The 18,764-nt window shown below is 59.4% G+C and carries 21 protein-coding genes; 5 read left to right on the forward strand and 16 right to left on the reverse strand.

Annotated elements, in window-relative coordinates:
• Positions 1-4 precede the first annotated feature (4 nt).
• Positions 5-469 (forward strand): hypothetical protein, encoded by a 465-nt coding sequence (locus EI171_RS22525; protein WP_161534712.1) that lies wholly within the window; start codon positions 5-7, stop codon positions 467-469.
• A gap of 127 nt (positions 470-596) precedes the next feature.
• Here the strand turns inward: EI171_RS22525 and EI171_RS22530 are convergent, their stop codons facing one another.
• The 8 genes from EI171_RS22530 to EI171_RS22555 all read right to left on the reverse strand — a co-directional run bounded on the left by EI171_RS22530 (position 597) and on the right by EI171_RS22555 (position 10,143).
• Positions 597-1,865 (reverse strand): IS256 family transposase, encoded by a 1,269-nt coding sequence (locus EI171_RS22530; RefSeq protein ID WP_038952271.1) that lies wholly within the window; start codon positions 1,863-1,865, stop codon positions 597-599.
• Between the two features lie 63 nt (positions 1,866-1,928).
• Positions 1,929-2,783 carry a transglutaminase family protein gene (locus EI171_RS22535; RefSeq protein ID WP_161534713.1) on the reverse strand — a complete coding sequence of 285 codons (855 nt, stop codon included), beginning with the start codon at positions 2,781-2,783 and terminating at the stop codon, positions 1,929-1,931.
• A gap of 363 nt (positions 2,784-3,146) precedes the next feature.
• Entirely contained in the window at positions 3,147-3,428 is a 282-nt protein-coding gene (locus EI171_RS45780) for a hypothetical protein (protein WP_246740600.1), read from the reverse strand.
• 983 nt (positions 3,429-4,411) lie between these two features.
• Positions 4,412-5,680 carry an IS256 family transposase gene (locus EI171_RS22540; protein ID WP_038952271.1) on the reverse strand — a complete coding sequence of 423 codons (1,269 nt, stop codon included), beginning with the start codon at positions 5,678-5,680 and terminating at the stop codon, positions 4,412-4,414.
• A 394-nt stretch (positions 5,681-6,074) separates the two neighbouring features.
• The gene (locus EI171_RS45260; RefSeq protein ID WP_081369264.1) at positions 6,075-6,305 is read right to left on the reverse strand and encodes a photosystem reaction center subunit H; all 231 of its coding nucleotides are present in this window, start codon (positions 6,303-6,305) and stop codon (positions 6,075-6,077) included.
• Positions 6,306-7,189: 884 nt separating this feature from the next.
• The gene (locus tag EI171_RS22545; RefSeq protein WP_161534714.1) at positions 7,190-8,392 is read right to left on the reverse strand and encodes a DUF6161 domain-containing protein; all 1,203 of its coding nucleotides are present in this window, start codon (positions 8,390-8,392) and stop codon (positions 7,190-7,192) included.
• A gap of 516 nt (positions 8,393-8,908) precedes the next feature.
• Entirely contained in the window at positions 8,909-9,325 is a 417-nt protein-coding gene (locus EI171_RS22550; RefSeq protein WP_371740546.1) for a DNA ligase, read from the reverse strand.
• 455 nt (positions 9,326-9,780) lie between these two features.
• The gene (locus tag EI171_RS22555) at positions 9,781-10,143 is read right to left on the reverse strand and encodes a hypothetical protein (RefSeq protein WP_161534715.1); all 363 of its coding nucleotides are present in this window, start codon (positions 10,141-10,143) and stop codon (positions 9,781-9,783) included.
• Positions 10,144-10,472: 329 nt separating this feature from the next.
• Between EI171_RS22555 and EI171_RS45785 the strand changes: the two genes are divergently transcribed.
• Positions 10,473-10,670, forward strand: coding sequence for a hypothetical protein (locus EI171_RS45785; protein ID WP_246740601.1), 198 nt, complete (start codon positions 10,473-10,475; stop codon positions 10,668-10,670).
• Between the two features lie 426 nt (positions 10,671-11,096).
• On the opposite strand, the gene EI171_RS22565 is transcribed toward EI171_RS45785, so the two are convergent.
• From EI171_RS22565 to EI171_RS22590, 6 genes are all read right to left on the reverse strand, one after another.
• Positions 11,097-11,375: a hypothetical protein gene (locus EI171_RS22565; protein ID WP_161534717.1), complete on the reverse strand. Its 279-nt coding sequence runs from the start codon at positions 11,373-11,375 to the stop codon at positions 11,097-11,099.
• Positions 11,376-11,678: 303 nt separating this feature from the next.
• Entirely contained in the window at positions 11,679-11,861 is a 183-nt protein-coding gene (locus EI171_RS22570; RefSeq protein WP_161534718.1) for a hypothetical protein, read from the reverse strand.
• 96 nt (positions 11,862-11,957) lie between these two features.
• Complete coding sequence (locus tag EI171_RS22575) at positions 11,958-12,137, reverse strand: hypothetical protein (RefSeq protein ID WP_161534719.1); 180 nt, start codon at positions 12,135-12,137, stop codon at positions 11,958-11,960.
• A gap of 167 nt (positions 12,138-12,304) precedes the next feature.
• Positions 12,305-12,553 carry a hypothetical protein gene (locus EI171_RS22580; RefSeq protein WP_038967815.1) on the reverse strand — a complete coding sequence of 83 codons (249 nt, stop codon included), beginning with the start codon at positions 12,551-12,553 and terminating at the stop codon, positions 12,305-12,307.
• Positions 12,550-12,768 carry a hypothetical protein gene (locus EI171_RS22585; protein ID WP_038967816.1) on the reverse strand — a complete coding sequence of 73 codons (219 nt, stop codon included), beginning with the start codon at positions 12,766-12,768 and terminating at the stop codon, positions 12,550-12,552. The genes EI171_RS22580 and EI171_RS22585 overlap by 4 nt, the downstream gene beginning before the upstream one ends.
• Before the next feature lie 167 nt (positions 12,769-12,935).
• Positions 12,936-13,667: an FkbM family methyltransferase gene (locus tag EI171_RS22590; RefSeq protein ID WP_246740602.1), complete on the reverse strand. Its 732-nt coding sequence runs from the start codon at positions 13,665-13,667 to the stop codon at positions 12,936-12,938.
• A gap of 575 nt (positions 13,668-14,242) precedes the next feature.
• On the opposite strand from EI171_RS22590, the gene EI171_RS22595 reads away from it, so the two are divergent.
• The 3 genes from EI171_RS22595 (at position 14,243) to EI171_RS22605 (ending at position 17,593) form a co-directional block, all read left to right on the forward strand.
• The gene (locus EI171_RS22595; RefSeq protein WP_038952271.1) at positions 14,243-15,511 is read left to right on the forward strand and encodes an IS256 family transposase; all 1,269 of its coding nucleotides are present in this window, start codon (positions 14,243-14,245) and stop codon (positions 15,509-15,511) included.
• A gap of 208 nt (positions 15,512-15,719) precedes the next feature.
• Entirely contained in the window at positions 15,720-15,941 is a 222-nt protein-coding gene (locus EI171_RS22600; protein WP_161534720.1) for a hypothetical protein, read from the forward strand.
• 71 nt (positions 15,942-16,012) lie between these two features.
• On the forward strand, positions 16,013-17,593 hold the full coding sequence (locus EI171_RS22605; protein WP_161534721.1) for a recombinase family protein: 1,581 nt from the start codon (positions 16,013-16,015) through the stop codon (positions 17,591-17,593).
• A 39-nt stretch (positions 17,594-17,632) separates the two neighbouring features.
• Here the strand turns inward: EI171_RS22605 and EI171_RS22610 are convergent, their stop codons facing one another.
• A complete protein-coding gene (locus EI171_RS22610) occupies positions 17,633-18,085 on the reverse strand; it encodes a hypothetical protein (protein WP_161534722.1) in 453 nt (150 codons plus the stop codon).
• Positions 18,086-18,102: 17 nt separating this feature from the next.
• Positions 18,103-18,750 (reverse strand): hypothetical protein, encoded by a 648-nt coding sequence (locus tag EI171_RS22615; RefSeq protein ID WP_161534723.1) that lies wholly within the window; start codon positions 18,748-18,750, stop codon positions 18,103-18,105.
• Positions 18,751-18,764: the final 14 nt, after the last annotated feature.

Here is an 18,764-nt window from a genome sequence, read left to right on the forward strand (position 1 = left end):
TTAGATGCCGTCGATCGCAGCTTACGACCTCACCGAACAGCAGCGGACGTTGGTGCGCCTTATCGTAAACGAGGGTAGGCGACCTGAGGAAGCCGCAGAGATCGCCGGCTATCACCCGAAGTCGGTCTATAAGACTATGCGGCTACCAGCGGTCGCGGCGGCAATTTCGGAGTCGATCCAACTCGATCTCGCGGTGGTCGGCGCACCGCTGGCGTATCGAGTAGCGAAGTCACTTCTCCAGGACGCAAGCGTTAGCGCCCGCGTCCGGGCGGATCTCTCAATCAAAGTTTTGGACCGGGCAGGGCACATTGCTCCTACGCGTAAAGACACGTCGCCACAACAAAAGGCGCTATCTGAGATGTCTCGAGACGAACTCGCTGCCTTCATCGAGCGCAACCAAGCGGAAATCGACAAGGTTGAGGGCGAGCTGGCATCGCGGGCTAAGGACGTGTCTCATTATCTTCGATGAGATCAGAGCACTGCTTCAGGTGCGATATTCGTCAATCGGCTCTGATTTCACGTTTACGGTGACTTCCATGCTGACATCCTCGCCGGCATCGCCCGAGCTATGGCTGATTTTGGGTGACGCGGCCTGATCAGGCGGCGTGGCTTTCAGTGTTCGGAATGACTTCGATTCCGTCGATGAACTTTACACCGGCGATGACTTTCGGCAACTGGTTCGTGCTCTTCAATCGCCGCCAGGTCTTCGATGCGGCGTCGATGAGCTTGAACACCATCAGCTTCGCAGTTTGTTGCGACAGCGATCCCTTGGTCCGCACCGTTCGGTGGCGCACCGTGGCGAAGACGCTCTCGATCGGGTTCGAGCTGCGTAGGTGGATCCAGTGCTCAGCAGGGAAGTCGAAGAAGGCGAGCAGCGCATGGCGATCCTTGATCAGGCACTCCACCGCACGTCCGTATTTGACGTGGTATTTCTCGACGAAGACGTCGATCGCGGTTTCAGCTTCGGCCCGGTGTGGGGCCAGATAGATGTTCCGCAGGTCGTTCTTCATGGGGCCCTGCACGGATTTGGCGACCTTGTCGAGTACGTTGCTCACTTTATGGCACCAGCATCGTTGGTGCCGCGTGCCGGGAAAGGCCTCGTCCAGTGCCTTCCAGAAGCCGAGGGCGCCGTCGCCGATGGCGAGTTGCGGGGCAATCCGTAACCCGCGTTGCCGCAGGTCGATCAGGAGTTCGCGCCAGCTCTGCGCGCTCTCGCGCACGCCGACCTGGAAGCCGATCAGCTCCTTCTTGCCTTCCGGCGTGGTGCCAATCAGCACCAGCATGCATTCGCTGTGATCTTCCATGCGGGCCTGCAGGTACACGCCATCGGCCCAGATGTAGACATAGCGACGCGCCGACAGATCGCGTCTCTGCCAGCGTTCGTACTCGACCTGCCAATCGGCCTTCAGGCCGGCGATCACCGAAGGCGACAGGTTCGGCGCATCCTTGCCGAGCAGCGCCGAGAGCGCCTCCTGGAAGTCGCCGGTCGAGATGCCGCGCAAATAGAGGACCGGGATCAAGGCATCCAGGCTCTTCGTCCGCCGCGCCCATAGCGGCAGGATTGCCGAACTGAAGCGGAGGCGGTCGCCTGGCCCGCTCGCTCCGCGGTCGCGGACCTTGGGACGAGCGACCTCCACCGGACCGATGCCGGTCGCAATCTCGCGCACCGGACCGTGCCCATGTCGGACCAGGCGCGCTCGACCGTCGGGCAGCGTCAGATTGGCCGTGCTGGCCAGAAACGCGCCAACCTCGATCTCGATCGCCCTGGCAAGCAGGTCCCGCGCGCCGGCACGAACGATATCGGTCAGTGGATCATCAACCGCGGACGGCTGACGGAAAGCAAGAACATTGGTAGTCTCGGTCATGGCGTATCGCTCTCCTCGAGAGGTTCTGGCAGGCTCGTCACCCGCCTCGATACGCCGCCTTCCTCACACCGTCATCACCCAGATTCCGCCATAGCTCGCATCGCCCCAGTAGCTGCCTGAAAGTGGGATAGCCTGAGCCGGGGTTCGAGCTACGCCGACCCTAATAAGGTCCCGATTCCCGACTATTCCGTTGGTTGGGTCGAACTCTACCCAGCCCGAGCCCGGGACGTAGATTGAACACCAAGCGTGTGTCGAGCCACCTCCGAGCCGGACCGGTCCATCGCGATCGGGCACATAGACGTACCCGGTGATGAAGCGGGCGGCGAAGCCGAGCGAGCGCGCGGCTTCCATCATCAGAAATGCGAAATCTCGGCAGGTTCCCTGTTGAAGGCCTATGGTTTCTGCGGGTGTTTGTGTACCTCGCATCGTGCGGCGCTGGTAGGAAAATCCCTCTGCGATCGCCTCGTTGAGCGTCATGAGTAACTGCCCGGTGGGTCGGTTAACGCCAGGTCCCATGAACTTGGAAAGCCATTCGTCGATGGCTGTATCGCTTGGATAATGGCGACGGATGTATGGGTCTAAATCCGGCAGCTCATTGCCGTCATAAGCGAACGGATGCTCCCGGGCGTATTCCTCGATCCGAAAGTCTGGAGCGTTCTCTGGGGTATGCTCAAGACGAATTGTCGTTTCAAACTCCAGCAGCTCTGCCAAAGTATTGAAGTCAACCAGCGTAAGGCAATTGCCGAAGACGTCGTGTATCCAGCGAATTTCGATGGGATCCGGTTTTATCACAAGTTGGCAGTCGAGCAGCCGCTGATCAAAGCTATCTCGCGGACGAAAGAGCATTTGATGCTGCCCAAGCTTTACGGGCCTGCGGTAGCGATAAACAGTGCTGTGGTGGACAGTGTAAATGGTCATCGCATGAGCTCAGGACCGCAAGATAAGACCCGGTCTTGACCGTAGTTCGCAAGAGAAAAGGGGTTTATTCGTCCCAGACAGACACTGAACGAGATTGTTAGCTGAGCGGCGGCGAAGGGGCTGCGGTTTCCGCGCGGGTAGCGAGGCGCAGACTGAATTGCCGAAGATCATGCGCAGCATAGCGGTCGAACGCGGTACGCATAGGCTGCAGATAGATAGGGCGGCGAGCGCCGGCGCCGCCGCAGGTACGCGCGCGGGCCTTCCCATGGGTAGTCGGGACGATTCTCGCAAACCCTGTCGACATCGTCACAGGTCTGGCGCGCAAAACATCGTCATTTTGCAGCGCGGTACGGTTCCCAGGTGCTAACGTGCGTTCGAACTCGCGAACTGCGGCGGCCTGCCGCTCTCGAAATCTGGTCTCACCTCCGCTCCCCGACTGCCGCATCCGCCGCAGACAAAGCGTGGCTCGACGTCGGATAATCGAACATCGTCCGGCCAGCGATCAGCGCTCAGAGCTACGTGATGGCCGCAATGGCAATAGACCAGCACACCGCGTACGCCCATCTGCCGCATCTCGCCGAAGGTGATCTTGACGGCGCGGCCGTCAACATGCGCGGGCGTGTGGCGTCGGGCAGGGTGAGGCATGCCGCCATCGAAACACGGCGCCGGCCGGAGTCAAATTATCAATCCCTTGGGCCTCGGAACGCGCGCGAGCTACTGCGCGTCGTGGGTGTGGAAAAGCAAAGGCCCGCCGGTTCACGATGGCGAGGCCCACCCTTGTTGCATGCGCTAATCATTCGTGAATTGCCCACCCCTGACGCCGTAGAAATACTGATCCAGCTATGATGGCGGTGGCGTTGATTACCGGCTGTGTCAGCGTTTTGGCTCTAGGCGCCACATTCGCGGTGATCATCTATTTCGATGCTAGAGCGGATCGCGGGCGCCAACAGTAAGGCCGCGCCGGAAGTTGATTGCCTGATGAACAGGATCACTCAAACGTTGGGCCGGACGGGGATGTCCCTTGTTGTCGTCTCTCTCGTCTCTGCCTGCTCCAGCTCAGAACATGCCGCTCCGAAGTCAGTTGCTCGAGCTGGCGCGCCGTGGGCTCGAGACCTCAATGAGCCGCCCCCAAATCGAGAGCCCGCGAGTGCCGCAACTGCACAGACAAAGGCAGACCTGAACGCTGCGCGCCAGAAGGCGGTTACCGGGCGGTAGGGGGCTTTCGCGCTGAGTCGTCCGCAAGCTTACCTGTGCCGGCAGAACTTCACGAGCGGCGGGGCTTTGGTCCCGCGCCTAGATCAGCGGAAATGGTTGTTCCTATATTGAAGGGCTGACGGATCCGCAGGGCTCATGGGTTAGGAGCACGTGCCCGTGCCAACATTCATGGTGCGTTTGGGCGAAGCCAATCAAGGCCAGGATAATCAAAGCCACTGCGACGCATCCGGCTACAACGTTCTGCATCATGGCTGCCACTCCAGGTAAACTGTGACTGGCTTACTCGGCCAGGCACCGGCGAGCAGGACTTCGAAGTCCGCGCTGGGCGCCCGGTCACCGAGTGATCACCGCGGACGGTGACCGGGCGGACAACCTATCTGGAGCTATGGCTGATTTTGGGTGACGCGGCCTGATCAGGCGGCGTGGCTTTCAGTGTTCGGAATGACTTCGATTCCGTCGATGAACTTTACACCGGCGATGACTTTCGGCAACTGGTTCGTGCTCTTCAATCGCCGCCAGGTCTTCGATGCGGCGTCGATGAGCTTGAACACCATCAGCTTCGCAGTTTGTTGCGACAGCGATCCCTTGGTCCGCACCGTTCGGTGGCGCACCGTGGCGAAGACGCTCTCGATCGGGTTCGAGCTGCGTAGGTGGATCCAGTGCTCAGCAGGGAAGTCGAAGAAGGCGAGCAGCGCATGGCGATCCTTGATCAGGCACTCCACCGCACGTCCGTATTTGACGTGGTATTTCTCGACGAAGACGTCGATCGCGGTTTCAGCTTCGGCCCGGTGTGGGGCCAGATAGATGTTCCGCAGGTCGTTCTTCATGGGGCCCTGCACGGATTTGGCGACCTTGTCGAGTACGTTGCTCACTTTATGGCACCAGCATCGTTGGTGCCGCGTGCCGGGAAAGGCCTCGTCCAGTGCCTTCCAGAAGCCGAGGGCGCCGTCGCCGATGGCGAGTTGCGGGGCAATCCGTAACCCGCGTTGCCGCAGGTCGATCAGGAGTTCGCGCCAGCTCTGCGCGCTCTCGCGCACGCCGACCTGGAAGCCGATCAGCTCCTTCTTGCCTTCCGGCGTGGTGCCAATCAGCACCAGCATGCATTCGCTGTGATCTTCCATGCGGGCCTGCAGGTACACGCCATCGGCCCAGATGTAGACATAGCGACGCGCCGACAGATCGCGTCTCTGCCAGCGTTCGTACTCGACCTGCCAATCGGCCTTCAGGCCGGCGATCACCGAAGGCGACAGGTTCGGCGCATCCTTGCCGAGCAGCGCCGAGAGCGCCTCCTGGAAGTCGCCGGTCGAGATGCCGCGCAAATAGAGGACCGGGATCAAGGCATCCAGGCTCTTCGTCCGCCGCGCCCATAGCGGCAGGATTGCCGAACTGAAGCGGAGGCGGTCGCCTGGCCCGCTCGCTCCGCGGTCGCGGACCTTGGGACGAGCGACCTCCACCGGACCGATGCCGGTCGCAATCTCGCGCACCGGACCGTGCCCATGTCGGACCAGGCGCGCTCGACCGTCGGGCAGCGTCAGATTGGCCGTGCTGGCCAGAAACGCGCCAACCTCGATCTCGATCGCCCTGGCAAGCAGGTCCCGCGCGCCGGCACGAACGATATCGGTCAGTGGATCATCAACCGCGGACGGCTGACGGAAAGCAAGAACATTGGTAGTCTCGGTCATGGCGTATCGCTCTCCTCGAGAGGTTCTGGCAGGCTCGTCACCCGCCTCGATACGCCGCCTTCCTCACACCGTCATCACCCAGATTCCGCCATAGCTCACCTATCTGGCGGGCCTTCTCAAAGCGGCGTGAGGATCTGCCATATGACCAGCAGCACCACGATCACCATCATGACGTAGATAATCCTACGGCCGGTCTGGTTTATTCGGCTCATCGGATCACCATGCACGGTTTGCCCTTCTTGCGCTGTGGCCCGCCATCTGGTGTCGGCCCTCCGCGGTTCAAGGCCCTCATGATGCCAACCCCCAGCTTGCGCCCGTCTACCTCGATCGGATCATCCTCGAACGGCCGCCCCCAGCCTCGATCGGTCATTGCCGCGGGCTGACGCCGCTTGCGCTATCTGGCGAAACCGGAGTCTAGAAGCTTCAGAGTCGAAATAGGCCACTTGCCGTCGTGGCCACCGATCGAGATCCGGAGCCCGTGCACCTCGTCAAGGAAGACGTGATCAACCGTCCCCGCCTTACCGTCGGTCAGGATAACACCCCTGCCGATTAGCTCCGTCTCGGCAGCATGAAGTTCTCGAAGGATGTTCGTCGCTCGTTTGGTCCAGTCATCGGACATGGTCATGCCCTACGCGGCCGGCGGATTAGTGAAGATCAGTCAGAGCGGCAGATGCATTGAGGCCATCGCCGCTTCGCGCGAGTCAGTGCCGCCAACCGTCCTTGTCGAGCTCGACCCTGAAACCTTCCGGCAGCCGCGGCGTCTCGCTTTCGGTCACGACTTGCAGCGCGGGTTACTTAGCGGGTGCAAATCGCCTTGAAGCCAGCGGCCATTGGAATGCATGGGATCGTCATGCGCTGCGAAGGTCGTAAGTGCGTGATTGCAGACAGCGCAGCGAAACATGTGCAAGTCCACGCTTAGGCTTTTTGGCTCGATGCTGACGAGCATCATCTGGGCCTTGCACCTCGGACAGGCGGGGCGCGCAAAAGGAGCCGGCGGAATGGGCCGCGCCCATCTGGCGACCCACCGCTGTTCGAACTTTCTTTCGAGGTCCGCAGGGATCGTGCTCATGATCCGAACTCCGGGGTTCGCGATCCTGCCCCGGTGCTACCGTTTCAACGCTCACCGCGCCCTAAAGGTCCCAAACAGCACCAGAGGGAACCATCGCGTCCGCAGCGGCGCGCTAGTCGGCCGCCAGCGCGTTCAGTCCGTCGCGGGACGTCGCCGGAAAAGATGTGCCAGGTCTCGCGGCGGCGGGTGAGGGCGGTCATGCGCTCATGCGGTCAAGTCTAGGGAGCGAGCTTCGCAACGCCAATGTGCCCCACCAGAACAGGCGTTCCAGAAAGTGGGTCGCTGAGAAGGGTTTTTCGTAGTAAAATCAGTGGGGATTTCGGCTGATGGCGCTCCCTAGCGGAATCGAACCAGAGCCGCAGAGGCTAGGCTTTCGTATTCATATCTTTAACTTGCTCTTGCAGGAGCGGTGATGAAGCCACCGAGGCCTCAACGCCAGATCAAGGGCGCCGAAGAATCGTTTGGATCAAGGCTCCCACCTCCGGAGCCGCATCATCTTTCACTATTCCGTCCGACCCTGGCCTAAACAGCGCGGTCAAAATAAGTGCGCGGTCCTTTTCTTCCACAGACTGGCTCTTGGTGAGTGCTAGAAACGTCATGATCATTGTGCGCCGTTCTTCCGCGTCGGTGGCGAGGTGATACGCACTCAGATAGATCCGCAACAGGATCCGGGCCGCCCAAAACAGGATGCTTGTCATGAGCAATGCAAAGGCGGTCGATTTAAAAAGGGCTGCATAAGGAATGGCCTCACCGCCGGTTGGCAGATGTGAGGCCGCTCTTTCGAAAAGGCACCAAAGCACCGATACGGCGACTATCGCGAAAATGACCAGGGCTATTGACGCATAGCAAGAGCTTTTCCGGTGTTGCGCTGCGCGCACTTGCCAATATCGGACAGGTCCGCGCAGTTGCATCTGAATCTCGTATGCGGCCGTGATGCCTTGGAGGTCAGATTTCAATTTTTCAAAAGTTGCTTGATTTGACTCTGTCGCGCGCGCAGTACTCTCCTGAATGCCATCTCGCTGCGCTTGCGCTTGCTCAGCTATGGCACTCATCGTCTGGCGGGAAGTTGCGACAGCATTTGAAAGTACATTGCTCAAATCGTCGGCATCGCGGACAAGGCCAGCCCTGATCGATTCAGCCGAAATTTTCAGGGCGTCCATCATCTCCGGATCGACGTTAGCCAAAATCGCGTATCCGACAGCGCGCCCGCGGCGCAGGCTGTGGCGGCTTTCGAAGAGGTTATCGTTTATCTGGTGATCTAGCCCGGTCAGCACGGCCAAAGCCGCCGCGGCGGCTTCCGGATCTTGCTGTGCGAGACGGTGTATCTGCCATGATTCCTGATCAATCGAACACCACTCGGTACGGGGGTTCCCAAACCGTTGAGTCAATTGTGAGATGAGCGACTCAAAAAACCGAGCTTCGCTCGGGTTGTCTATGACGTTTTTTGCTTCAGCTTTAATCGCCTCGGTCCAACCTGGGCGATACCTGTGAGCTGCTACTTGCGCCACTTGACTGTTAATTTTCTCGCTAGCGGTCCATCCCCAAAGCTCGTCTTCTCGCTTGAGAAAATTCAGCACCTCTTCTGCATTTTCGAATTCGATGAGCCTGTTCAGGGCTGGTCTTTTGACCGTGATGAAGGCCATGTTTCCCCCGCCTTACCAAGAGGGGAGAAACCTCCTGCAACCAGGGGCTGAGCGCAATACCCAGGCTGGACCATTTTCCGGCTCGTCCTCGGGGTCAGTGGGTTAGGCCCAGCGATTGCTGGTTTCCATCCAAATTGGAATAGGTAGTCCGATCAATGGAGTGAAAATGACCCGGTTTGCATAAAAAAGGAAATAAAACAAAGACTTGCGCGTGTTTGGGAGACTAGGGGTCGGAGGTTCAAATCCTCTCGCTCCGACCATTTGTTCCAACTCATCTGTCGGGTGGATTGACCGTCGGCGTGGAGAGCGCTCCGGCCGGCGACGCATGCGCGACGGTCGGTGGCGGGTGGCTGCTTCGGGGGCGGCAAACTAAAATGCCGAAAACAACCCCATGCACAGTAGCGATGCCATTGACGGATAACGTTTTTCCGAATCGGTTTGACCTGTCGGGCAAAACAGGGGCATGATGTCATCGTGGCAGCCGGTCGGGATGGGGCAGTATCTACGACAGCTGCGTCATGCGTTGCACGCCGCGCGAAACAGGTCCGGTCCGATCTCGCCGCTCTCGAACGGCGCGATGAAGATGCCGTTGGGCCGGCCGCGCAACAGCCGGGCGAGATGGGTCTTGCGCATTTCCAGCGGCAGCTGACGCAGATCTTCGTCGCCGAGTGCGAGAACGTCGAATGCGTAGAGCTGCACCTTGTTGTCGTGCCGGCGCGAGTGCAGGGCGTTGAAGTCGGAGATGCCATCGACGCCAAGGACGACCGCCTCGCCATCGACCGCGAACCGTTGCTCGCGATTGCGCAGCGCGGCCTGGACGATCCAGGGGAAGCGGTCGGTCCAGTTGTGGCCGTTCTTGGTGACCAGGCGGACCCGGCGGCCGTTACGCTCAAGGCGCAGACGGTATCCATCGTACTTGATCCATGGACCCAGTCAGGCCCGGCTGGGACAGCCTTGGCTGCAGTTGGCAGGCAGAACTCGAACGCGCGGTGCATGAGAACGAGATAGTCACGCGGCTGCGAATATGCGAATCTCCCTCCCGTTTCAGCGTCGGGAATTCGCCAGTGAGGAACCGATGACAATTGCATTGCCGTATCTTGGAATTGCGCTCTGCTGCTCGCTCGCGGTCTGGTTGGTGAGCTTGATGCTTTAGGCGCAGCTTCAGTGTCGCCAACCATCCTTGTCGACCTCCACGCGGAAGCCCTCCGGCATCCGCGGCGCCTCGCCGTCGACCGGGGCGTTGCAGGCCGGGCAGGGCGCGCCGGCGGCGCCGCAGGTGCATGCGCGTGGGCCATCCCATGGGCGGTCGAGATGGTTCTCGCAAACCCAGCCGACGTCGTCACAGGTCGTGCACTTTACGGCCGCGTGCGGCTTTGCTCCGGCTGGCATCAAGTGGCACCTGGCAGCGGCAGCGCGAGCTGCACGTCGAAGCGCCTGGTGGCGTTGGCGGCGATGAAGTTCTGCAGCGCGGACGTGACCTCTGCGTCGGTATCAATTGCCCGCTGCGCCAGCGCGTCAGCGACGTCGGACGTGGCGTCCCGTGACCAACCTTCGCCCGGATTGAAGCACACAATCCTGACCGGATAGGCGTATTGGCCGGATAGGAGATCTCTGAGGACAGTCTCGAGGTCGGTGTCGGTTTCGTCGGTCTCGCGCCAGGCGCAACCGGCGCGGACGCCGAAGTCCTCGAGGACCAGATAAATGTCGCGGTCGAGGCGGTCGGCCGGCACGATCGGGGGCGAGGTACGCATACGCAAACTCCAACACAGACCGTGGCGGAGAGACGGCCCCGGCTTCAGGGTGGCTCCGGTGGTAGGCCGAGGCCGCTCCGCCAGCTCGGACAGCGAGCCGGCGAGATTCAAATGCCGCGCGCTTGCGTGGTTCCCGTAATTCGCGGCTCCATCTGCGCGTATCCTGATTAGGACAGCAGCGCTGGCGCTTTATGGCGCGCTGGTCAAAATTGCTCAGACTTCGACCTGCCGTAGGTGTTGAAATGATCCATCACCGCGCGGTCCCTCGGGCATCTATCGGTGATGAGAACGCCATCACGCGCTCCCGCCTTCAAGAATGGAGCCGTGCCATGCAGCGACGCCACCTCAAGCAAACTACGTCCCTTGAAGAGCGCCTTGCCGAACAAGCCCAGCGTCTCCGTCAGGAAGCCAAATCGCTTCCACCTGGTTTCGAGCGCGAGCAAGCAATCCGCAAAGCGCGGCAAGCCGAGACCGGCGCGCATATCAGCGAGTGGCTAAACTCGCCCGGATTGCAGCCGCCTAAGTAGCCGCCTCCATCGGTCTTTGATTTAGCTCAATGACCCCGATTGGTCCCGCCTATTCGCTGGACAATGAACCAATCCGACAAGCCGGATTCAGCTAAGCCGCCACCTCCTCAGCCGACACGCTTGGATGAGGTGCGCCAGGCCGTTGAAGAATACGCTGCTGACCTCCGGGAAATGATCAGAAAGCTCCGGCAGAGGCTGCTGCATTGAGGCCGGCGTCCAGCAAGGTCGCCAGCTTCCGGTCGTTCGTTGCGCAAGAGTTTGCCATTCCTGTCCGGAACACTACTGCCAATGTTGGGAAACGAACAGAACGGCGCTCGGAGCTGTGAGTAAGCTCGGAGCTGCTTGAGCTTCCCCAAGGTCCAAGCACCCACGGCCCCGGCCTCAACGCCCACCACGACACCCCACGGCCGGGGCCGTTTTTCTCCGCTACCGATAGCCCATTGCCGGCATCGGCGGCCTGACCCAATCAAAGTTTGGCCTGACCTCGGCGCCACGCCCGCCGCAGGCGGTGCAGACGAAGCGCGGCTCGATATCTGACAGCCGGACATCGTCGCGCCAGCGATCGGCGCTGAGAGCAACGTGATGATCGCAATGGCAATAGACGAGGACGCCGCGCAAGCCCATCTCGCGCATCTCGCCGAAGGTGATCTTGATCGGTCGACCGTCGACGTGCGTAGGCGTGTGGCGGTGGACAGGGCGAGGCATGCCGAGATCAAAAGCGGCGTCGCAAGCACGTTGCAAATTATCGATTCCTAGTAGCACGGCGCGAGCGCGAGCTACTGCCGGTCGTGGGTTAAGTGCCTTGTGCGCAGGCCGCCGGTTCACGCTGGCGGGCCACAATCGGCGCACAATTTTGGATTGTGCGACCAGGTTGTAGGTGCTACGTTTTCCCGTGCTATGTGGAGCGAGATACTAGTTCGTATCGCCATTATCTGTGTAGGGCTCACACCTGTCGTGGCGCTAGCAATGCTGACGTTCTGGAAGTAAGGCCGTTTCAAGTTGGCGGGCCTACTCTTCGGCGCGATCACCCTGGACGGCGAGCAGCTCTCTGATCCACGCCACTTTCTCTTTGGCGCTGATCGGTCCCTGTATGGTCTTCCGGATGTCCTCGACCAGGCCTTCTAATCTTAGTCGATGCGCGCGGTCGGCTTCGCGGCGGCTGGCATCAGCAATCTCATCGAGAGCAACCATACGGCGAGTATTGCTGATTTTTCCTGATGCGTCAAAGCGCCGTTGGCGGCCCCTGACCTGATCGGCTCCTCGAAAGGCCGCCCCGGCCCGCCTTCATCAGGCCTGCTTCACGCTCTCCGCGATTGCGCGTTCAACTTCTGAGGCGAGAACCGTCAGGTGATCGGCTAGCTTCGTAAAAAGCTCTCGCTTCTTCGGGTCAGTCGCCAGGTCACGGATGAGGGCGCACTCGGCGGCGTCTGTGCGGAGCTTTTCCAACTGAGCCTGCATGTCTTTCATTGCGATCAGTTCCGTTTCCGAGCGGGAACCGTACCGCTTGTGTACGAAAGCGGACAGACCTAATTGCCAGTTTTTCCTAGGCTAGGGATGCTTAGCGACCCATTACCGCCAAGCAAACCTCCAACGGTCCCAGCATAGGGGTATGCTGGGGCCGTTTTTATTGGGCCTCAGCCTTGATTAAGCCGCACGAAGGTTCCGCTCTCGTGCAGCTCGAGCCAGCCTCTCTCGACCGCATGCTGGATGCCGGTGCCGAACTCCGGGCCCGTCGCCTTGCAGCCGTTCCTGGAGAGGAACGGCGCGTTGATCTTCTCGATGTGAATGCGCCCATTGACGGGCTCGACGCCGGCGGCGAGCTCGAGGAGCTTGCGTGCGGCAACTTGCGGATCTGCGAAGTGGCGGGTCTCGACGTGCTTCATGCGCTGGCGCCGGCGAGCTTGTCGCGCTCGATGCGAGCCAGTTCCTTGGCCTTGGCCTCGGCCTCGTTGCGCGTCAGCAGATCCGGTCGAAGCCGCCGGCCGGGCAGGTCGCCCCAGTAGAAATAGACGCTCGGACGGCCGTCCGCGAAGCGGACCTTATAGCTGCCGGTGTCGGGGACGCGTTCGTGCTTCTTGATCGTGATCGGCGTGGTCATGGGACTTCAATAAATAGCGAGCCCAGGGCGGAACGTCCACGCCGTTGACGAACATGGAGCCGACGATGATGCTTAAACAAGTTCATTCGCGTCATCTAGGACGCGGAGCACTCCTGGGTGACGGCGCGTTCCAGCGCCGGGAGCCAAGCTCACCAAAATTTTGAGGATCATCTGGGGAAATGTCGCGATACTGTTGTTGGTATGGTGGTGCCGATAGCCTCGGGCGGGAAGAAGAGAAAATCGCGATGCCCGCACAACCCGAATTTGTAGTGTTTGACCTCATCAGGATTGTTGCAGGGTAAGTATCGATCGCCAAGAAACATTATCCCTGAGTACCCAAGGTTTTCGAAATAACTGAAAAGATCCGCAGATTCGGTGGGCACGGCTTCAAATTGAATGACCGGGCGGCTAGATTTTATTGTTCGCTCCGCTCCCGAGAAGACATTCAGTTCGTGCCCTTCAACATCACACTTGATGAATCGCAGGTTCGGCATGTGCATGCTGTCGAGCGTAGCGAGCGGCACTGTAAGCTGATCAGCCTGCAATCGGCCGGGTTCGAGGGAAGCGCTCCCGTCGCCAACGCGACAACGCGTTAGCGTCGCTCTTCCAGCCTCTTTTGAGAGTGCGGTGTTCAGAACTTCGACATTCTTTAGTTTGAAGGCCCGCTTCCGATCGTTGATGTAGCGGGCCATTTCTGGTTGGGGCTCGAAAGCCACGACATTGCCAGACGGTCCCACAGCTCGCGCGAGCCAGTACGAGTAAATACCCTTGTTCGCGCCGACGTCCAGCGCAGTACCACCGCGAAGATTGAGGCTCAGCAAGGTTTTGAGTTGAAGCCGCTCCGTGCGGAACCGGTAACGCAGGCACCTAACAAGGAAGTGGACATCTTCGAAGTTCATCCGTTCGCCCTCCAAGCGAGGGATTACCACTACAACCGCAAGTCGCGCAATACACAGAAATAACCGGGCAACAGGCTGAAACGAAGCCCCAATCACCTTTCCGCAAGTAGGTTGGCCCGACCATTCGGGCCATGAAGCTCATTGACGATTGCGGTGGGCAGGCAGAACTCGAACGCGCGGCGCATGCGAACGGGATACCCGCTCGTACGCGGGCAAGGGCCTCGTACGCTACGCTTGGTAGTCTGATGACAAAGAGCGATTGGCTCGATGTCATCTGGGGTCTGCAGGATGCGAGCTATCACGGGCTTGCGCTGCAAGTCGCCATCCGGCGACGTCTTCAGCTTTATGACAATGTTCGCAAGTCAGACTGCCACTAAGAAGAGCGCGGCCGCGCGACGCATTCGCCGGCGAAGGTTCCCTAGAGCAGTTTGGGCAGATCAACGCCAGCTTTCTTATCCGCCAGCGCGGAGAGCCGAGAGAGCTATGGCGGAATCTGGGTGATGACGGTGTGAGGAAGGCGGCGTATCGAGGCGGGTGACGAGCCTGCCAGAACCTCTCGAGGAGAGCGATACGCCATGACCGAGACTACCAATGTTCTTGCTTTCCGTCAGCCGTCCGCGGTTGATGATCCACTGACCGATATCGTTCGTGCCGGCGCGCGGGACCTGCTTGCCAGGGCGATCGAGATCGAGGTTGGCGCGTTTCTGGCCAGCACGGCCAATCTGACGCTGCCCGACGGTCGAGCGCGCCTGGTCCGACATGGGCACGGTCCGGTGCGCGAGATTGCGACCGGCATCGGTCCGGTGGAGGTCGCTCGTCCCAAGGTCCGCGACCGCGGAGCGAGCGGGCCAGGCGACCGCCTCCGCTTCAGTTCGGCAATCCTGCCGCTATGGGCGCGGCGGACGAAGAGCCTGGATGCCTTGATCCCGGTCCTCTATTTGCGCGGCATCTCGACCGGCGACTTCCAGGAGGCGCTCTCGGCGCTGCTCGGCAAGGATGCGCCGAACCTGTCGCCTTCGGTGATCGCCGGCCTGAAGGCCGATTGGCAGGTCGAGTACGAACGCTGGCAGAGACGCGATCTGTCGGCGCGTCGCTATGTCTACATCTGGGCCGATGGCGTGTACCTGCAGGCCCGCATGGAAGATCACAGCGAATGCATGCTGGTGCTGATTGGCACCACGCCGGAAGGCAAGAAGGAGCTGATCGGCTTCCAGGTCGGCGTGCGCGAGAGCGCGCAGAGCTGGCGCGAACTCCTGATCGACCTGCGGCAACGCGGGTTACGGATTGCCCCGCAACTCGCCATCGGCGACGGCGCCCTCGGCTTCTGGAAGGCACTGGACGAGGCCTTTCCCGGCACGCGGCACCAACGATGCTGGTGCCATAAAGTGAGCAACGTACTCGACAAGGTCGCCAAATCCGTGCAGGGCCCCATGAAGAACGACCTGCGGAACATCTATCTGGCCCCACACCGGGCCGAAGCTGAAACCGCGATCGACGTCTTCGTCGAGAAATACCACGTCAAATACGGACGTGCGGTGGAGTGCCTGATCAAGGATCGCCATGCGCTGCTCGCCTTCTTCGACTTCCCTGCTGAGCACTGGATCCACCTACGCAGCTCGAACCCGATCGAGAGCGTCTTCGCCACGGTGCGCCACCGAACGGTGCGGACCAAGGGATCGCTGTCGCAACAAACTGCGAAGCTGATGGTGTTCAAGCTCATCGACGCCGCATCGAAGACCTGGCGGCGATTGAAGAGCACGAACCAGTTGCCGAAAGTCATCGCCGGTGTAAAGTTCATCGACGGAATCGAAGTCATTCCGAACACTGAAAGCCACGCCGCCTGATCAGGCCGCGTCACCCAAAATCAGCCATAGCTCGAGCCGAGAACATCGCACCAATACCCAGAGCAGTATGGCGCCATTATAGGTTGTTGGATGCGTCGACTTCAATGGTCGATGCCGTTTCGGCAACGCCGAAATATCACTTGCTCCGTCGGGCAAAACAGTGGTTCATAAGGCGCTGGCTCTGACTCTGTTAAGAGGAACCAGCATCATGGCGGATGAAGTCGAAGTCTCTTCTGAGCTGTCCAAAATTGCGAAGCTCAATGGGGACTTCCGTAGGAACTACGGCACATTTCTTGGCGCAATTCTGTATCTGCGCTCGATCAGCGCAGCGCGCAAGGCATCCCACTGGGGCGGACTAATCGTAGCCTTTGCGACAGCCATTCTGACTTGGGTGGTGAAGTACGGATTGCCGTGGGTCAGCCCATCGTGAAGACGTGAATTTCGCGGTCTGGGCTCGCTGCCTTAGATTGTTGAGAGCGCGACGTGTTGGAGGTGGGTCCGATGGTCAACGCGCTCGTTCCGCAAAAGATCTGTCTGCCAAAAGCACAGCGAGCCCGTCGCGCTGCGCAATACGTCAGAATGTCGACCGACTATCAACAATACTCAATTGAAAATCAGTTGGCAGTAATCGCTGCCTATGCGCAGAGATTGGAGTTGGAGATTGTCCGGACTTACCGTGACGACGCCAAAAGCGGACTTCATATCAGAAATCGAAAGGGTCTTTTGGATCTGATCGACGATGTTCAGTGTGGGCGCGCGGATTTTGGCAGCATCCTCGTCTTCGACGTCAGCCGCTGGGGACGCTTTCAGGACGTGGACGAGAGCGCGTATTACGAATTCCTTTGCAAGCGTAACGGTGTGCGTGTCGAGTATTGCGCGGAGCTGTTCAAGAACGACGGCACCTTTGTTTCGAGTATCGCGAAGAATCTGAAGCGAGGCATGGCAGCCGAATGGAGTAGAGAGCGATCTGAGAAAGTGTATGCTGGAGCATGCCATGTTGCTCGACTGGGCTTTCGCCTGGGCGGGCGCCCCGGCATCGGCCTGCGCAGAGAGTTGATCGATGCAAGCGGACGCTCTCGGGGTATCATGCAAAACGGTGAGCGGAAATTTCTCCAGACTGATCGGGTTATGTTGCGGCCAGGGCCGCCGGAGGAGGTTGAACTTGTCCGCTCGATCTTCCGACAGTTCGTGGTTGATCAAAGGGGAGAGACCAAGATTGCGCGACGCCTGAATGATGCCGGCATCAAGTGCCCGACCGGCCGGCCTTGGTCGCAGGGGGTCATCCGCTACATGCTGGCGAATGAGAATTACATCGGCAATTTGCTCTATGATCGCCATACGTGTCGGCTTCGCGAGTACAACAAGCCAAACCCGCCGGAGCAGTGGATTCGCAATGTCGGCGCATTCGAATCGGTCATTAATCCAGAGCTGTTCGCGAAAGCGCGTGCGATCATCAGTACTCGCAAAAGCACCAAGGGTCTCTCCAACGAAGAGATGCTAAAGCGACTCAGAATCTTGCTGAAGAAAAAGGGGCGGTTGAGCCGGGATATCATCAGCGATGCGCCGGGCGTGCCGAGTCCTGGTCTTTACCAGTTCCGCTTCGGATCGCTGAGGAACGCTTACCGGTTGATCGGCTACGAGTCGAGGTGGAATTGCGAATATATCGAGACGCGCAATGATCGACACGCCAAAATTCAAGACCACGCTTTGAGACTAGCGACAGCATTGGCTGCTTTGGGTGAAGACATCAAATTCGATCAAGTTCACCAGACGCTACAGGTGCGGGCTCTCGCGGTCTCGTTGCGCATAGCCCGCAGTAGTCATGATGGTAACGAGAAGCATTCGGAAACATGGACGGTCGAGCGCGGCCAACATCTGCCTCCTGGCTTGATCGTCGGAATCAGGCTCGACCGTTCAAACCGGACGGTGCGTGACTATTTCTTAATTCCAGCATCGAAACTCGTCGTTCGCTTAAGGTTCACAGAGATTGGCGCCAAACGTTTCGGCCTGCGCTGGTTTAACTCTTTCGATCGCGTCATCCAGGCAATTAAGCGTCGGCTTGAAGGGCGGGTTGTGACTTAGCGGCTGGAAGTCGCAAACGAAAACGGAAATCTATTTGAGTTAGTCGACGTCATCGACGGCAAATACCTCGTAGAATTGACCCGGCATCGTCTGGGTGAATAGTATTTCCAGCGCAACAATATCTGCATAGCCGCTGCTGTCGTTGCCGACGTTAATTAGGTCAACAACGGTCAAGCCATTGTCCGTGTCGAAGTTGGATGCTGGTGCGCCAGGGATCCGAATGAGGCCCTGCATGCTCGGGCCTTGCGTTCGGATGGCGACTTTGATCTGCGCCGTGTTTCGCCCGGGAAGGCCCGAAGAGCGGAGATCGATCCTCTGCCATTGGTCGAGCTCTGCTGAAGCGTGCCCCATGTCCCTTGGACCCATTGCTGGATCAATGGCGGCGAGGGTAGGGAACGCCAATGCAAAAACTGAAATGGCGAATGCAAAGATAGCCGGTAGTTTGAGGCTGCCAGCGTGAGAGGTGTGCAAGTTAGCGAGCTTAAGCAACACGTGCGCCGACCTTTCATTCACACAAACAATTTTAGCCCTCCTGCAATAGCCCCCAACAGGCCGCTGACCCCCAACAACGGGCCTTTCGGATATTCCGCTAATCGGCGAATGGCAATCTCCGAACCCTTTATTACACCCTTGAAAACCGGTGTTAGCCAGAGAGGCAGGCAGGCCAATGCAATGAATATCGTTGTTACGAACAGATAGCCGACAAAACCGGCCAGAGGTACGGAGACCTGACGGCCGCTGAGGTCTTTGACCAAATCGTAGACGTCAAGGCTGATCATCGTCATCGCGCCGGGCAACCAAATGAAACCGTATTTAGTACGCCCCACGATTAATCTGAGTAGGGCCGGGCCTGTCATCACAGCCGGAACAAGAAGGCTCATGAAGCCTAACGCTACGAGGATGCTTTCGGCCTCCCATCCAATAAGGGCCGCACCGAGGATTATGATGCCAACAGAAAAGCCAAAAAGGAGCAACGGTCGTCCACGCAACCATTCGAAGGTTTTCCACTCCGCTGCTCGGTCAAGCCAAAACCACCAACGTGTCAATTGATCGAGCAAACGACGCTTTGCTTCGGCGGACAGAAAAAAGTCCAGCAATAGGAAAATTGACCCGAATCCTGCTAGGATAGCTGTCAGGTTTACAATGGCCTTCTCCATGCAGCCTCTCCGAT

It is taken from the genome of Bradyrhizobium sp. LCT2 (assembly GCF_009931255.1).
In the GTDB taxonomy this organism is placed as follows: Bacteria; Pseudomonadota; Alphaproteobacteria; order Rhizobiales; family Xanthobacteraceae; genus Bradyrhizobium; species Bradyrhizobium diazoefficiens.

Bases quoted from the DNA above. Each gene is read 5' to 3' on its own strand.
- EI171_RS22525 (WP_161534712.1), top strand. From the start codon at position 5: ATGCCGTCGATCGCAGCTTACGACCTCACCGAACAGCAGCGGACGTTG.
- EI171_RS22530 (WP_038952271.1), bottom strand. From the start codon at position 1,865: ATGACCGAGACTACCAATGTTCTTGCTTTCCGTCAGCCGTCCGCGGTT.
- EI171_RS22535 (WP_161534713.1), bottom strand. From the start codon at position 2,783: ATGACCATTTACACTGTCCACCACAGCACTGTTTATCGCTACCGCAGG.
- EI171_RS45780 (WP_246740600.1), bottom strand. From the start codon at position 3,428: ATGCCTCACCCTGCCCGACGCCACACGCCCGCGCATGTTGACGGCCGC.
- EI171_RS22540 (WP_038952271.1), bottom strand. From the start codon at position 5,680: ATGACCGAGACTACCAATGTTCTTGCTTTCCGTCAGCCGTCCGCGGTT.
- EI171_RS45260 (WP_081369264.1), bottom strand. From the start codon at position 6,305: ATGACCATGTCCGATGACTGGACCAAACGAGCGACGAACATCCTTCGA.
- EI171_RS22545 (WP_161534714.1), bottom strand. From the start codon at position 8,392: ATGGCCTTCATCACGGTCAAAAGACCAGCCCTGAACAGGCTCATCGAA.
- EI171_RS22555 (WP_161534715.1), bottom strand. From the start codon at position 10,143: ATGCGTACCTCGCCCCCGATCGTGCCGGCCGACCGCCTCGACCGCGAC.
- EI171_RS45785 (WP_246740601.1), top strand. From the start codon at position 10,473: ATGCAGCGACGCCACCTCAAGCAAACTACGTCCCTTGAAGAGCGCCTT.
- EI171_RS22565 (WP_161534717.1), bottom strand. From the start codon at position 11,375: ATGCCTCGCCCTGTCCACCGCCACACGCCTACGCACGTCGACGGTCGA.
- EI171_RS22570 (WP_161534718.1), bottom strand. From the start codon at position 11,861: ATGGTTGCTCTCGATGAGATTGCTGATGCCAGCCGCCGCGAAGCCGAC.
- EI171_RS22575 (WP_161534719.1), bottom strand. From the start codon at position 12,137: ATGAAAGACATGCAGGCTCAGTTGGAAAAGCTCCGCACAGACGCCGCC.
- EI171_RS22580 (WP_038967815.1), bottom strand. From the start codon at position 12,553: ATGAAGCACGTCGAGACCCGCCACTTCGCAGATCCGCAAGTTGCCGCA.
- EI171_RS22585 (WP_038967816.1), bottom strand. From the start codon at position 12,768: ATGACCACGCCGATCACGATCAAGAAGCACGAACGCGTCCCCGACACC.
- EI171_RS22590 (WP_246740602.1), bottom strand. From the start codon at position 13,667: ATGAACTTCGAAGATGTCCACTTCCTTGTTAGGTGCCTGCGTTACCGG.
- EI171_RS22595 (WP_038952271.1), top strand. From the start codon at position 14,243: ATGACCGAGACTACCAATGTTCTTGCTTTCCGTCAGCCGTCCGCGGTT.
- EI171_RS22600 (WP_161534720.1), top strand. From the start codon at position 15,720: ATGGCGGATGAAGTCGAAGTCTCTTCTGAGCTGTCCAAAATTGCGAAG.
- EI171_RS22605 (WP_161534721.1), top strand. From the start codon at position 16,013: ATGGTCAACGCGCTCGTTCCGCAAAAGATCTGTCTGCCAAAAGCACAG.
- EI171_RS22615 (WP_161534723.1), bottom strand. From the start codon at position 18,750: ATGGAGAAGGCCATTGTAAACCTGACAGCTATCCTAGCAGGATTCGGG.